Annotated in this window: 15 protein-coding genes; 5 read left to right on the forward strand and 10 right to left on the reverse strand. The window is 62.3% G+C overall.

Going from position 1 to position 13,122, the window contains the following annotated elements; translation table 11 throughout:
* Positions 1-40: 40 nt before the first annotated feature.
* From IE093_RS13340 to radC, 6 genes are all read right to left on the reverse strand, one after another.
* Positions 41-424 carry a putative signal transducing protein gene (locus tag IE093_RS13340; RefSeq protein WP_229803561.1) on the reverse strand — a complete coding sequence of 128 codons (384 nt, stop codon included), beginning with the start codon at positions 422-424 and terminating at the stop codon, positions 41-43.
* On the reverse strand, positions 408-1,598 hold the full coding sequence (locus IE093_RS13345; protein WP_189469994.1) for a class I SAM-dependent rRNA methyltransferase: 1,191 nt from the start codon (positions 1,596-1,598) through the stop codon (positions 408-410). The genes IE093_RS13340 and IE093_RS13345 overlap by 17 nt, the downstream gene beginning before the upstream one ends.
* A 77-nt stretch (positions 1,599-1,675) precedes the next feature.
* Positions 1,676-2,506 carry a bifunctional DNA-formamidopyrimidine glycosylase/DNA-(apurinic or apyrimidinic site) lyase gene (gene mutM / locus IE093_RS13350; protein ID WP_189469996.1) on the reverse strand — a complete coding sequence of 277 codons (831 nt, stop codon included), beginning with the start codon at positions 2,504-2,506 and terminating at the stop codon, positions 1,676-1,678.
* Between the two features lie 92 nt (positions 2,507-2,598).
* Positions 2,599-2,754, reverse strand: a complete 156-nt coding sequence (gene rpmG / locus IE093_RS13355; protein WP_189469998.1) for a 50S ribosomal protein L33 — start codon at positions 2,752-2,754, stop codon at positions 2,599-2,601.
* A 24-nt stretch (positions 2,755-2,778) separates the two neighbouring features.
* Positions 2,779-3,015, reverse strand: coding sequence for a 50S ribosomal protein L28 (rpmB, locus tag IE093_RS13360; protein WP_016417371.1), 237 nt, complete (start codon positions 3,013-3,015; stop codon positions 2,779-2,781).
* Between the two features lie 190 nt (positions 3,016-3,205).
* Positions 3,206-3,880 (reverse strand): RadC family protein, encoded by a 675-nt coding sequence (gene radC, locus IE093_RS13365; protein ID WP_189470000.1) that lies wholly within the window; start codon positions 3,878-3,880, stop codon positions 3,206-3,208.
* A 115-nt stretch (positions 3,881-3,995) separates the two neighbouring features.
* On the opposite strand from radC, the gene coaBC reads away from it, so the two are divergent.
* The 5 genes from coaBC (at position 3,996) to slmA (ending at position 8,969) form a co-directional block, all read left to right on the forward strand.
* Positions 3,996-5,261 (forward strand): bifunctional phosphopantothenoylcysteine decarboxylase/phosphopantothenate--cysteine ligase CoaBC, encoded by a 1,266-nt coding sequence (gene coaBC / locus IE093_RS13370; RefSeq protein WP_189470002.1) that lies wholly within the window; start codon positions 3,996-3,998, stop codon positions 5,259-5,261.
* A gap of 12 nt (positions 5,262-5,273) precedes the next feature.
* Positions 5,274-5,771, forward strand: a complete 498-nt coding sequence (dut, locus tag IE093_RS13375) for a dUTP diphosphatase (protein WP_189470004.1) — start codon at positions 5,274-5,276, stop codon at positions 5,769-5,771.
* Positions 5,772-5,850: 79 nt separating this feature from the next.
* Positions 5,851-7,233 (forward strand): phosphomannomutase/phosphoglucomutase, encoded by a 1,383-nt coding sequence (locus IE093_RS13380; RefSeq protein WP_189470006.1) that lies wholly within the window; start codon positions 5,851-5,853, stop codon positions 7,231-7,233.
* Positions 7,234-7,306: 73 nt separating this feature from the next.
* Positions 7,307-8,224: an acetylglutamate kinase gene (argB, locus tag IE093_RS13385; protein ID WP_189470008.1), complete on the forward strand. Its 918-nt coding sequence runs from the start codon at positions 7,307-7,309 to the stop codon at positions 8,222-8,224.
* Between the two features lie 127 nt (positions 8,225-8,351).
* Positions 8,352-8,969, forward strand: a complete 618-nt coding sequence (gene slmA / locus IE093_RS13390; protein WP_189470010.1) for a nucleoid occlusion factor SlmA — start codon at positions 8,352-8,354, stop codon at positions 8,967-8,969.
* Positions 8,970-9,062: 93 nt separating this feature from the next.
* Here slmA and rpoH read toward each other — a convergent pair whose 3' ends face one another.
* The 4 genes from rpoH to ftsY all read right to left on the reverse strand — a co-directional run bounded on the left by rpoH (position 9,063) and on the right by ftsY (position 13,038).
* Entirely contained in the window at positions 9,063-9,929 is an 867-nt protein-coding gene (gene rpoH / locus IE093_RS13395) for an RNA polymerase sigma factor RpoH (protein WP_189470012.1), read from the reverse strand.
* A 113-nt stretch (positions 9,930-10,042) separates the two neighbouring features.
* A complete protein-coding gene (gene ftsX / locus IE093_RS13400; RefSeq protein ID WP_189470014.1) occupies positions 10,043-11,020 on the reverse strand; it encodes a permease-like cell division protein FtsX in 978 nt (325 codons plus the stop codon).
* Entirely contained in the window at positions 11,017-11,685 is a 669-nt protein-coding gene (gene ftsE / locus IE093_RS13405) for a cell division ATP-binding protein FtsE (RefSeq protein ID WP_189470016.1), read from the reverse strand. Before ftsE ends, ftsX begins: the two co-directional genes overlap by 4 nt.
* 3 nt (positions 11,686-11,688) lie before the next feature.
* Positions 11,689-13,038: a signal recognition particle-docking protein FtsY gene (gene ftsY, locus IE093_RS13410; RefSeq protein ID WP_189470018.1), complete on the reverse strand. Its 1,350-nt coding sequence runs from the start codon at positions 13,036-13,038 to the stop codon at positions 11,689-11,691.
* Positions 13,039-13,122: the final 84 nt, after the last annotated feature.

Consider the following 13,122-nt stretch of genomic DNA (forward strand, 5'->3'; position numbering starts at 1 on the left):
CGCTCCTTATCGGTGAAACGTGGGCATGCAATATAGGCAGTCAGGGTTGCCGATGACCACACTTCCAGCAGGCATCGAATACCCCCTCGAGTACCTCGCCACAACCCGGGCAGCGCCACTCGGGGGCAGAGGTGTTCGTCCCCTGCAGGCTTTCCTGGATCAATCGATGAGAACGCTCTGCGTTGTGGGCTGCGACCCAAACCTCGGGCTCGCACTCGGAGAGCGGTAGTTCGCCGGCTCCCCCGCCCAGGGTGAGGTTACGCAATTCAGCGGGAATGCCGGCCGCGGTCAACACATTGTGGATATGGTTGACCAGCAAGGCATTGGGATGGGCAAAGACGCGAACGAATCCGGATTCAGCCATAGTCCATAGTGACAGGAAATTAGCGAGCGCCGCAATTTCCTCGTCAGTCGCGGAAGACACGAACTCCCAGCGCCTTCAAATACGCCGTTTCGGGAATTGCCGGGTGCACCGGATGATCGGGGCCCTGATGGCCTTCATAGATGATTTGGCCATGGCGGTCCTGGTGGCGTACTGCACCACGTACGCACTCGACCAGCCGTTCCGCCGTCAGATGCATCGAGCACGAGGCGGACAGCAGCAGGCCGTCGCGTCCCAACAGGCGCATGGCATCGCGGTTGAGGCGCGAATAGGCCCGTTCGCCGTTGGGAATGTCCTTGCGCTTCTTGATGAAGGCTGGTGGGTCGAGGATCACCACATCGAACTGCTCGCCTTCGGCCTTGAGCGTGGCAAGTGCCTCGAAGGCATCGCCCTCGCCAACGGCCACACGCTCGGCCAGGCCGTTCAACTCGGCATTCTCGGCCACCCGTCCCAAAGCCTCGGCCGAACCATCGATGCACAGCACCTCACGCGCGCCGTGGGCCGCTGCCTGCACTCCCCAGCCACCCACGTAGCTGAACACGTCCAGCACCCGCTGGCCGGCGACCAGGCGGTTCAGCCAGGCTCGGTTGGCGCGATGATCATAGAACCAGCCGGTCTTCTGACCTTCGAGCACCGGTACCACGAAGCGCACCCCGTTCTCTTCCACCATGACTCGCTCAGGCAATTCACCCTGAACAACCGCCACCTGTCGTTCGAGCTGCTCCTGCCGGCGGCCGGAAGAATCGTTCTTGAACACGATCGCGCGGGGCGATAGCACCTTGTCCAGAGCCGCGACGACCTCTTCACCCAAGCGCTCCATGCCCAGAGTGTTGAGCTGCACCACCAGCACATCGTCGAAGCGATCGACGATCAAACCCGGCAACAGGTCGCCTTCGCCATGAATCAGGCGATAATAGGGCTTGTCGAACAGTCGTTGACGCAGCCCCAGCGCTTGGTTGAGGCGATGCACGAGCAGCGAACGGTCGAGTCGGACGTTGGGATCGCGGGATACGACACGCGCACAAATCAAGGAATGCGGGTTGACATAGGCTACGCCCATTGCCTTGCCATTAGCCGCTTCGATCACTGCCTGACTTCCCGGCTCGAAGGTCTTCAGCGGCGTGGCCTGGGTATCGATCTCGTTGGAATACAGCCATAGGTGGCCGGCCTTCAAGCGACGATCGGCATTCTTCTTCAAGCGCAAGCGTTCTGTCACGCGGGACTCCATCGGATCGAAAGCGATAATAGGGATATTCTAACGTACTCGAGGTGGTACGCGCGCGGCGAAACCGCTCAGGTCTGGCAACTGCCGCAAAACACACTGGCACGCTGCCCCAAGGTCACCAGCCTCAGTTCGGACCCGCAGCGTCGGCAAGGCTGGCCATCACGACCGTAGACATTGAGGCGCTGTGCGAAATAGCCTGGCTCACCGGTGCCGCTGATGAAATCGCGCAATGTCGTGCCCCCTTGGGTGATCGCCGCCGCCAGCACTTCGCGCACCGCTGCGGCCAGGAGCTCGTAGCGCTCGCGTGAGATTCGCCCCGCTGCCCGCCGGGGGTCGATGCCGGCCAGGAACAGCGCCTCGCTGGCATAAATGTTACCGACACCCACGACGACGGCGTTGTCCATCAGAAAAGGTTTCACAGCAATGCGACGGCCGCGTGACAGCGTATGAAGTCGCCGTGCGTCAAATTCCGGCGAAAGGGGCTCCGGTCCCAGTCGAGCAAGTCGAGGATCGGCCTCGACGCTGCCCTGCAACCAGTCGAGAAAACCGAAACGACGGGGATCGTGATAGCGCAGGATGACACCGTCATCGAGGACCAGGTCGATATGGTCGTGCTTCCTCGGTAAATCGCCCAGACGGGCGATGCGCAGACTGCCCGACATCCCCAAGTGCCACAGCAGCGCTCGCGACTCGCCAGCTTCACCGGCGACAGGCACCAGCAGATACTTGGCGCGCCGGCCAAGCGTACCGACATGCTGACCGATCAAGGCATCCTCGATCCCTTCCGGCACCGGGACACGCAGACGCCGCTCACGAACGATCACCTCGCGGATCTCGCGCCCCTCGACATGCGGCGCGATACCGCGGCGCGTGGTCTCGACTTCAGGGAGTTCAGGCATGGCGATTCCTGGACGGGGCTCAGATACACAAGAACCCGGCGCGAGCCGGGTTCCGGGGCAGACTCTCGCCTGCGGTAGAAGCCTACATCTACTTACTTGATCTTGGCTTCCTTGTACATCACATGCTTGCGGACCACCGGGTCGAACTTCTTGAATTCGAGCTTGTCCGGAGTGTTCCGCTTGTTCTTGTCGGTGGTGTAGAAGTGGCCGGTACCGGCACTGGACACCATCTTGATCTTGTCACGCATGACGATTGCTCCCTGAAAAATCGCTTAGACGGCTTCGCCGCGCTTGCGGATATCGCTGAGCACCGCTTCGATGCCCTTCTTGTCGATGATGCGCATACCCTTGGAGGAGATACGCAGCTTGACGAAGCGCTTCTCGGACTCCACCCAGAAACGGTGGGTGTGCAGGTTCGGCAAGAAACGACGGCGCGTCTTGCGCTGGGAGTGGGATACGTTATTACCAGTCACCGGGCGCTTGCCGGTAACCTGACATACTTTGGACATGGGAGCCTCCAACCGCTTGGCGAGTTGTTCAAAACCTGTCGGGCAAACCGGGTAGGGCGAACGGCTGGCCACCGCCTAAATGCCCCCTTCATTTAACCCAAGGGAATCAAAGGCTGCACTTTATACCAGAACCGCCCCGGCACGGCAAGCCTCCAAGCGCTGCCCGGTGAACTGAGCGAGCGCAACCAACTCATAACCAGCCGCGTTCAGCGAAGGATACCACCTCCCCATCGCCAACCACGAAATGGTCCAGCACGCGGATCTCGAACAGACCGAGCGACTCCTTGAGCCGTTCGGTGATCCGCCGATCGGCGTCACTGGGCTCAGCAACACCGGAAGGATGATTATGCGCGAAAATGATCGCGCCGGCACCCAATTCCAAGGCCCTGCGGGCCACTTCTCGTGGGTAGACCGATGCGCTGTCCAGAGTACCGCGAAACAGTGACTCGAAGCGGATCACCCGGTGCTGACTATCGAGAAACAGTGCCGCGAACTCTTCATGGCCCAGATGACGGAGCTGCGAGGCCAGGTAATTCCGCACCAACGACGGCGAGGTCAAGGCACCGCCTCGTTCGAGCTGGCTGGCCAAGTGGCGCCGGGAGAGCTCCAGTACTGCCTGGAGCTGCACGAATTTGGCTTCGCCCAGGCCATGTTCGGCGCAGAAACGTGCACGATCGGCTTCCAGCAACTGACGCAAGCCACCGAAGGCGCTCAGCAGGTCGCGGGCCAGATCGACCGCCGAGCGCCCCTTCACCCCGATTCGCAGGAAAATCGCCAGCAATTCGGCGTCCGACAACCCTGCTGCACCCAAGGCGAGCAGTTTCTCCCGGGGCCGTTCGCCCTCGGGCCAGTTTCTGATAGACATGCGTCCCTGCATCCTTTTCTTTTTTCCCCCGCAAACGGGGACGGTCGGCCCTTGGCTACGCAAAGTCCGGCACCGATGGTAAGGTAAGCGTCTAGCTTTCCGTTCGGATGGTGTCATGTCAACACTGCTCGGCAAACGCATCCTGCTCGGCATCAGCGCCGGCATTGCCGCCTACAAGAGCGCCCACCTGGCAAGGCTGCTGAAAAAGGCCGGTGCCGAGGTACGGGTGGTCATGACCGAGGGCGCCCAGGCCTTCATCACTCCGTTGACGCTGCAGGCGCTGACCGGCGAGGCCGTACGCACCTCTCTGCTCGACCCCGAGGCCGAGGCCGGCATGGGTCATATCGAGTTGGCCCGCTGGGCCGAATTGATCCTGGTCGCACCAGGCACCGCCGACTTGATGGCGCGCCTGGCCCATGGCCATGCCGATGACCTGCTGACCACCCTATGCCTGGCCAGCCAGGCCGAGCGAGTCATGGCACCTGCCATGAACCAGGCCATGTGGCGCCATCCGGCGACACAGCGCAATGCCCGCCAGCTCGAGACCGATGGTTGGCGGCTGCTGGGACCGGACGCCGGCGACCAAGCCTGCGGTGATGTGGGGCCGGGGCGCATGCTCGAGCCCGAGAGCCTGCTGGCCGAACTCGCTGCATTCCCCGATACCGCAACGCTTCGCCCCCCCGATGCAAGCGGCTTGAAGATCGCCATCACCGCGGGCCCCACCCTCGAGCCCATCGACCCGGTGCGATACCTGTCCAATCACAGCTCGGGCAAGATGGGCTACGCGCTGGCCTCCGCCGCAGCCGAGCGGGGCGCCGACGTCACCCTGATCAGCGGCCCGGTGAACTTGGATACGCCGCCAGGGGTGACACGCATCGACGTGAATTCGGCCCTCGAAATGTCCGAGGCTGCCAACCGCCTGGCCGAGCACATCGATGTCTTCATCGGTTGCGCGGCGGTGGCCGATTACCGAGTCGCACAAGCCGCCGAGCACAAGCTCAAGAAGACGCCCGGCCGCGACGAACTGACGCTCACGCTGGTCAAGAATCCCGATATCATTGCCGAGATCGCCGCCCGACCTCCTGCCTCGGGGCGCCCCTATGTGGTCGGCTTTGCCGCCGAGACCCGCGACCTTGAGACCTATGCCCGCGATAAACTCACGCGCAAGAAGCTGGACATGATCGTTGCCAACGATGTGTCACAGGATGGAGTAGGCTTCGGGTCCGACCACAATGCCGCCCTACTGTTGTGGCGCGACGCCGACGGCTCCCCTTCGCAGCGTCGCGAATTGCCGACACAAACCAAGCCTGCGATGGCCGCGGCGATCCTCGATATCATTCTCGGGTGTCTGGCAAAGCGCCACGACACCGCATCCTCCTGACAGGAACCGCCAATGGCCGATACCGATACCCTTACTCGCCCGACATCACAGCAGGCTGTGCCCAAGCTGGCCGTCAAGATCCTCGACGACCGAATCCGTGACTACTCTCTGCCACACTATGCCACCACCGGCAGTGCCGGCATGGACCTGCGCGCTCTGCTCGATGCACCGCTCACTCTTGCTCCGGGGCAATGCGAGCTGGTGCGCACCGGCCTGGCCATCCACATCGCCGACCCCGGTCTCGCCGGGATGATCCTCCCGCGCTCCGGATTGGGGCACAAGCATGGCATCGTACTCGGCAACCTGGTCGGCCTGATCGACTCCGACTATCAGGGAGAGCTGATGATTTCGGTATGGAACCGCGGCAACCGAGACTTCGTGCTCGAGCCGGGCGAACGCCTGGCACAATATGTGCTTGTGCCTGTGGTGCAAGCCGAGCTAGAAGTCGTCGACGACTTCGATACCAGCCTACGAGGCGCTGGCGGTTTCGGCAGCTCCGGCCGCCACTGAGGAGCCATTAGTGGCGACCGCACGGTGCCCTCATGCTCAAGGCCCTACCGACATTTCACACCAGCGAAGGATTTGCGCCATGAACCAGGTTCCCGCTTCCATCTTCCGCGCCTACGATATCCGCGGCATCGTCGATGACACCCTCACCGAGGAAAGCGTCGAATTGATCGGCCGCGCCATCGGCGCCGAGGCCGCCGCGCGTGGCGAATCCACTGTCATCGTGGCCCGCGACGGGCGCCTTTCCGGTCCGCGCCTGCAGGCTGCCATGACACGCGGACTCATCGCCTCCGGGCGTGATGTCATCGATATCGGCATGGTACCCACCCCGGTGCTCTACTATGCCACCCATGTGCTCGAGGACAGTGCCTCGGGGGTGATGATCACTGGTAGCCACAACCCGCCCGACTACAACGGTTTCAAGATCGTGCTGAACGGCGAGACGCTGTCTGGCGACGCCATCACGGCGCTTTACAGGCGCATTCAGCAAAACGACTTCACCCAGGGCGCGGGCCACGTTCGTGAGAAGGACGTTCGCGAAGCCTATCTCGAGCGCGTTCTCAGCGACGTCAAGCTGGATCGCCCGATCAAGGCAGTAGTCGACTGCGGCAATGGCGTGGCCGGCGAACTGGGACCCAAACTGGTCGAGCGCTTGGGCGCCGAGACGACCCCGCTGTTCGCCGAGATCGACGGCACTTTCCCCAACCATCATCCGGATCCCGGCAAGCCCGAAAACCTCGCGGACCTGATCCGTACCGTCCAGGAAAGTGGCGCCGACATCGGTCTAGCCTTCGATGGCGACGGCGACCGCCTGGGTGTGATCACTCCCAAGGGCGAACTGATCTACCCCGACAGGCTGCTGATGGCCTTCGCCGAGGACATGCTATCCCGTAACCCTGGCGCCCGAGTGATCTTCGATGTCAAATGCACCGGCAACCTGGCTCAGGTGATCGAGTCGGCCGGCGGCACCCCGGAGATGTGGCGCACCGGCCACTCGTTGATCAAGGGGCGCATGAAGGAGACCGGCGCCCTGCTTGCCGGCGAGATGAGCGGCCACATCTTTTTCAAGGAGCGCTGGTACGGTTTCGACGATGGCATCTACGGCGCCGCACGGCTGCTGGAGATCCTCTCTCGCCAGAAGCTCGACGCCGACGCTTTCTTCGAGCACTTTCCCCAAGACCTGGGTACGCCGGAACTGAACGTTCACGTTACCGACGAGACCAAGTTCGCCCTGGTCGAGCGCCTGGCCCGGGAAGGCGATTTCGGCGCCAATGGCGTCAAGACCACCTTGGACGGCATCCGGGTCGACTATCCCGACGGCTGGGGACTGTGTCGCGCCTCCAATACCACACCGGTATTGGTGTTGCGCTTCGAAGGCAAGGACGAAGCGGCGCTGAAGCGTATCCAGTCAAGCTTTGGCGCCGCGCTAACGCGCGTCGCACCGGATATCGAGCTACCGTTCTGAGTTGATTTCCACGAACTATCCGAGGTGCCGCCCGTATTCCATCCGGCGCCTCGGTCCATGACGAGACACTCCTATGACCGAACAGACGCGCGATCCCCGCCTGGTGGTCGAAGTCCTTTCCGAGGCCCTGCCCTATATCCAACGTTTCTCCGGCAAGACGGTAGTGGTCAAGTATGGTGGCAACGCCATGACCGAGGACACTCTGATCGACTCCTTCGCCCGCGACATGGTGTTGCTCAAGGAGGTCGGCATCAACCCGGTGGTGGTGCATGGCGGCGGTCCGCAGATCGGCGAACTGCTGACCAAGCTCAAGATAGAATCGCGCTTCGTCAACGGTATGCGCGTGACCGATGCCGAAACCATGGACGTGGTGGAGATGGTGCTCGGCGGCCTTGTCAACAAGAGCATCGTCAACTTGATCAACCAGTGCGGTGGCAAGGCGATCGGCCTGACCGGCAAGGATGGCGGCCAGATTCGCGCACGCCAGCTCAAGGTCGAGCACCAGACGCCGGAAATGACCGCCCCGGAAATCATCGATATCGGTCATGTCGGCGAAGTCGAGCATATCGCCACTGACCTCATCGAGATGCTCGCCGAGCGCGATTTCATCCCGGTGCTCGCGCCGATCGGCGTGGATGGCCAGGGCCGCAGCTACAACATCAACGCCGACCTGGTGGCCGGCAAGGTCGCCGAAGCCCTTAACGCCGAGAAGCTGATGTTGCTGACCAATGTCGCCGGCCTGATGAACGCGGCCGGCGAGGTCCTCACCGGCCTGTCGACCACCGCCGTGGACGCCTTGATCGCAGACGGCACCATCCATGGCGGTATGCTGCCGAAGATCCGCTGTGCTCTGGAGGCCGTCAAGGGCGGGGTCAAGAGCGCCCACATCATCGATGGTCGCGTGCCCCACGCCTCGCTGCTGGAAATCTTCACCAATACTGGAGTCGGCACCCAGATTACCGAATCAGGCCGCGGTGACGGCACGCCATAGCCTCCGCCAGGGTTTATCCGAAAAGCGCCGACCATAACGCAGGCAGCTCTCGGACCCCCCCCAATGTTTGCCCCGGAGCGGGGGCGACAGTAGGATGAGCGGACAACGGAAGCATTAGAAGAACACCATGACGCAGGAACCAGTCAAACAAAGTCGCCGCGAGCAGATCCTTCAGGCATTGGCATTAATGCTCGAGGAGGACAGCGGCAAGCGTATCACCATCGCCTCCCTGGCGCGCCAAGTCGGCGTCTCCGAGGCGGCACTGTATCGCCACTTCCCCAGCAAGGCGCGCATGTTCGAGGGACTGATCGAGTTCATCGAGGAAAGCCTGTTCGAACGGATTCGGCGGATCCTCGAAGACACACCCGAGGCCTTATCACGTTGCCAGCAGATCCTCACCCTGTTGCTGGGCTTCGCCGAGAAGAATCCTGGTCTCTCGCGGCTGCTTGGTGGCGATGTGCTGACCGGCGAGACAGCGCGTCTGCGACAGCGCATGAATCAGCTCTTCGAGCGTCTGGAAACCCAGCTCAAGCAGATCCTGCGAGAGGCCGAGATTCGCGAGCACCGTCGCTCGGCGCTACCCGCCTCCAGCGCTGCCAACCTGCTGCTGGCCCATGCCGAAGGCCGCATCACTCAGTATGTGCGCAGCGACTTCAGGCGACGCCCGACCGAGCACTGGGAGGACCAATGGCAACTGCTGTCCAGGCAACTACTGATTGACGTACCGCATGTAGCCAGAGCCTGACCATCGATCGCACAGCCCATAATGACGAAACCCCGGCATTTGAACTGACCGGGGTTTCGCGTCTCTATCTGCTGTCAAAAGCCGTATCGTCGTTCACGCCACCAGCGTGTCACCGATTTGCTGCTTGATCTTCTTCATGGCGTTCTTCTCGAGCTGGCGGATGCGCTCGGCGGACACGCCATAGACATCGGCCAGCTCATGCAGTGTCGCCTTGGGCTCATTCAGCCAACGGCGCTGCAGGATATCGCGCGAACGCTCGTCCAAGGCTTCCAAGGCGACCCGCAAACGCCGAGTGGAGTCTTCCTCCCAGTCGCTGTTCTCGAGCTGCGTGGCGGGATCGTAGCGACCGTCGTCGAGAAAGTGCACCGGCGCCTGATAGCCCTGTTCGTCCTCCTCGCTGGGAGAGGCATCGAAACCGGCATCGTAGGCGGCCAGTCGGCCTTCCATCTCACGCACCACCTCAGGCTTGACGTCGAGGTCCTTGGCGATGGCATCGACCTCGTCGTTGTTGAGCCAGGCCAAGCGCTTCTTGGCACTACGCAGATTGAAGAACAATTTGCGTTGGGCCTTGGTGGTGGCGATCTTGACGATACGCCAGTTGCGCAGCACGTACTCGTGGATCTCGGCCTTGATCCAGTGCACGGCGAAGGATACCAGCCGTACGCCTTGGGTCGGATCGAACCGCTTGACCGCCTTCATCAAACCGACGTTACCTTCCTGGATCAGGTCAGCCTGGGGCAGCCCATAGCCGGAATAGCTGCGGGCGATGTGCACCACGAAACGCAGGTGCGACATGACCAGGCGACGCGCAGCCTCCAGATCGTTCTGCTCGTGCAGACGAAAGGCCAGTTCACGCTCTTCCTCGGCCGACAATACGGGAATACCGTTGACGGCCTGGATATAGCCATTCAGGTCATGGCCTGGTGATAGATGGCCGACAGGCTGAAGACTGGTGCTCATGTGCTTGATGTCTCCCCGTTTGCCCGGTTAGTTGGCTAATGATATCTGCGCTGTATGTGAAAGCAAGATGGCCAAAAGGTTCCCTGTTGCACCGCAAAATCCGCATTTTGATCTCAACGAGGCCGAATCTCTGCCAGATGTCGCCCTACGGCGATCCAAGCCCCCAGCAACCCCAATAGTGTACTGGAAAAAAGCAGAACTGCCGAGCCCATGGCATCCAGTCTTGGCAAGCTGTAGCGAGCGCCATAGCTCTCGGCCAGCGTTGCCACCGGTGTGGCCAACCACTCGCCACCCACGGTCAGCAAGCCCCAAGCCAGCAGTCCGCCACCCAGGCCATACCATGCGCCACTATACAGGAACGGGCGACGCACAAAGGCATGGGTAGCACCGATCAGGGTTACCACCTCGATTTCCTGGCGGCGACTTTCCACTGCCAGACGCACGGTGTTGCCGACGATCAACAGCACCCCGAGCCCGAAAAGCACGCCCAATGCCAAGGTCAGTCTCTGCCCCAGCTCTGCCAGGCGCCGTAGCCGTTCCAGCCAAGCGAGATCGAGACGTACATCCGCCACCCCGGTGACAGCTTCCAACTCACCGGCCAGAACACTCACCGCCTCCGGCGAGGCATCTCGTGGCGTGACCACCACGCTGGCCGGCAGAGGGTTGTCGTCGAGCCGACTCAAGGCGTCGGTCAGGCCCAGCGCCTGCTGGAATTCGGCCATGCCTTCGGCGGCGGTGATCAGGCGCGTGGCTGCCACTGCCGAATGGGCCTGCAGCGCCTCATTCACTCGTACGGCTTGGGCCTCGTCGACATCGGATGCCAGGTAAGCCGTCAACGTGGCGCTCTCATTGAGTTCAGCATCCAATAGCCGCGCGCTATCGAGCGTCAGCCACAAGGCAGCGGGCAATACCAGGGCGATGGCAATAGCCAGCATGGTCAACAGGCTGCCCACGGGATAGCGGATCAAGCGTCGTGCACTGTCGAGGCACATCGCCCTGTGGTGATGCCCCCAGCCACGCAATCGGCTGCTGGTGCGGGTGCGCTGACTGCGGGCACCGCGTCGAGTCTCGCGGACTTCCTGACGACTCATGCGGCCTCCTCGTCAGCCACCAGGCGCCCCTCGCGCAAGCGCAGAACCCGATGACGCAAGCGCGCGATCAGCGCCAGGTCGTGGCTGGCCACCATCACCGTGGTACCGATGCGATTGAAATCCTCGAACAACTGCATGATATCGGCGGAAAGCTGAGGGTCGAGATTGCCGGTGGGCTCGTCGGCAAGCAGCAGTGCCGGCTTGTTGACCACCGCCCGCGCGATGCCAACACGTTGCTGCTCACCACCAGAGAGTTCGATCGGCAGCGCTTTCTCTCGGTGTAGCAAGCCGACCTTGTCCAGCGCCGCCCGCACACGACGGGCTGCCTCGCGCGGCTCGACACCCTGGATCTCCAGCGGCAGCGCCACGTTGGCGTAGATCGTACGGTCGAACAGCAACTGGTGGTCCTGGAAGACAACGCCGATTTGCCGTCGGTAAAAGGGCACCTGGCTGGCATGCAGGCGTCCGATGTCGTGCCCGGCCACCAGCACTCGACCGCGCGATGGCCGCTCCAGGCGCATGATCAGGCGCAACAGAGAACTCTTGCCGGCCCCCGAGTGGCCGGTCAGGAAGACCATCTCGCCACGCCGGACACGGAAATCGATATTGGCCAGCGCCTCGAAACGTCCTCCGTAGCGCTTCCCGACATGCTCGAAAGCGATCATGGATCAGCGCGTCCGTTCGTCACGACTCTCCCCGGAAGCAAAGAGCGCTTCGACGAACTCCTTCGCCGCAAAGGGACGCAAGTCATCGAGCGACTCGCCAACACCGATGTAGCGGATCGGCGTACCGAGTTGCTTGGCCAAAGCGAAGATGATGCCACCCTTGGCGGTACCGTCGAGCTTGGTCAGGGTGATGCCACTGACCGGCACCGCCTCGTTGAAGGTATGGGCCTGGGACAGGGCGTTCTGACCGGTACCGGCATCCAGCACCAGCATCACTTCGTGTGGCGCCGACTCGTCGAGCTTGGTCATTACCCGACGCACCTTCTTGAGCTCTTCCATCAGGTGGCTCTTGTTGTGCAACCGCCCTGCGGTATCCGCGATCAGCACGTCGACCTTGCGCGCCTTGGCGGCAGACAGCGCATCGTAGATCACCGAAGCGCTATCGGCCCCGGTATGCTGGGCAATTACCGGCACCTGGTTGCGTTCGCCCCAGACCTTGAGCTGTTCCACCGCGGCAGCGCGGAAGGTATCGCCCGCGGCCAGCATCACGCTACGCCCTTCGCGCTGGAAATGTTGGGTCAGCTTGCCGATGGTGGTGGTCTTGCCTACTCCATTGACCCCGACCATCAGGATCACGAAAGGCCCTTCGCCCTTCGGCGGCAGGGACAAGGGGATGGCCACCGGGTCGAGCAGTGCCGTTAGCTCCTCCTGCAGGGCACGATACAGCGCCTGGGGCTCGCTGAGCTCCTTGCGCGACACTCGCTCGGTCAGGCGCTCGATGATCTCGGTGGTGGCATCGATGCCGACATCGGCCATCAGCAACTGGGTCTCGAGATCTTCCAGCAGTTCGTCGTCGATCTGCTTCTTGCCCAGAAACAGATCAGCTATCCCGTCGGAGAGGTTGGCGCGAGTCTTGCTCAACCCCGACCGGATGCGTGACAGCCAACTCTTCTTCTCGGCTTTCGGCGCCTCATCGGAAGCGGTGATGGCGGATTCCGGCTCACGCTCGGAGGCTGGTTCAGCTTCCACCTGCTCTGCGGCAGGTATTCCGACCCGTTCGCTGCGCGAGGGCTCGACCGGCGCTTCCTCGCGAGGGCCGTCGTCTGGCGCGGCGTCCTTCTCGTCCTGGGCCTGGCGGGTGGCTTCAGGCTCGGATGTGTCTGGTGTCGTCTCGCCCGCCTCGTCTTGCTGCGGGCCGTGTTCGCTTACGACCTCCGCGGCATCGCCCTCACTCGGCTCGCCCTTCCGCAACTCATCGTCTTCGTGTTCCAGGTCGTGCACCTGTTCCTGGTCGCGATCCCGGATGTCCTTGAGGTCGTCCTGTTTCTTCTTGCGCTTGAAAAGTCCGAACATTGGCGTGATCTGTACTCGAGAACTGAAGAATCGGGTCATCGTACCACTGCGGGCCATGACTGTGGATAACAGGGGCGGTACAAT

Origin of the sequence: Litchfieldella qijiaojingensis, assembly GCF_014651875.1 — a bacterium.
GTDB classification, from domain to species: Bacteria; Pseudomonadota; Gammaproteobacteria; order Pseudomonadales; family Halomonadaceae; genus Litchfieldella; species Litchfieldella qijiaojingensis.

Excerpts from the sequence above, each read along its gene's own strand:
- mutM (WP_189469996.1), bottom strand. The coding sequence starts at position 2,506 with ATGCCTGAACTCCCTGAAGTCGAGACCACGCGCCGCGGTATCGCGCCG.
- rpmG (WP_189469998.1), bottom strand. The coding sequence starts at position 2,754 with ATGCGTGACAAGATCAAGATGGTGTCCAGTGCCGGTACCGGCCACTTC.
- rpmB (WP_016417371.1), bottom strand. The coding sequence starts at position 3,015 with ATGTCCAAAGTATGTCAGGTTACCGGCAAGCGCCCGGTGACTGGTAAT.
- radC (WP_189470000.1), bottom strand. The coding sequence starts at position 3,880 with ATGTCTATCAGAAACTGGCCCGAGGGCGAACGGCCCCGGGAGAAACTG.
- coaBC (WP_189470002.1), top strand. The coding sequence starts at position 3,996 with ATGTCAACACTGCTCGGCAAACGCATCCTGCTCGGCATCAGCGCCGGC.
- dut (WP_189470004.1), top strand. The coding sequence starts at position 5,274 with ATGGCCGATACCGATACCCTTACTCGCCCGACATCACAGCAGGCTGTG.
- IE093_RS13380 (WP_189470006.1), top strand. The coding sequence starts at position 5,851 with ATGAACCAGGTTCCCGCTTCCATCTTCCGCGCCTACGATATCCGCGGC.
- argB (WP_189470008.1), top strand. The coding sequence starts at position 7,307 with ATGACCGAACAGACGCGCGATCCCCGCCTGGTGGTCGAAGTCCTTTCC.
- slmA (WP_189470010.1), top strand. The coding sequence starts at position 8,352 with ATGACGCAGGAACCAGTCAAACAAAGTCGCCGCGAGCAGATCCTTCAG.
- rpoH (WP_189470012.1), bottom strand. The coding sequence starts at position 9,929 with ATGAGCACCAGTCTTCAGCCTGTCGGCCATCTATCACCAGGCCATGAC.
- ftsX (WP_189470014.1), bottom strand. The coding sequence starts at position 11,020 with ATGAGTCGTCAGGAAGTCCGCGAGACTCGACGCGGTGCCCGCAGTCAG.
- ftsE (WP_189470016.1), bottom strand. The coding sequence starts at position 11,685 with ATGATCGCTTTCGAGCATGTCGGGAAGCGCTACGGAGGACGTTTCGAG.
- ftsY (WP_189470018.1), bottom strand. The coding sequence starts at position 13,038 with ATGTTCGGACTTTTCAAGCGCAAGAAGAAACAGGACGACCTCAAGGAC.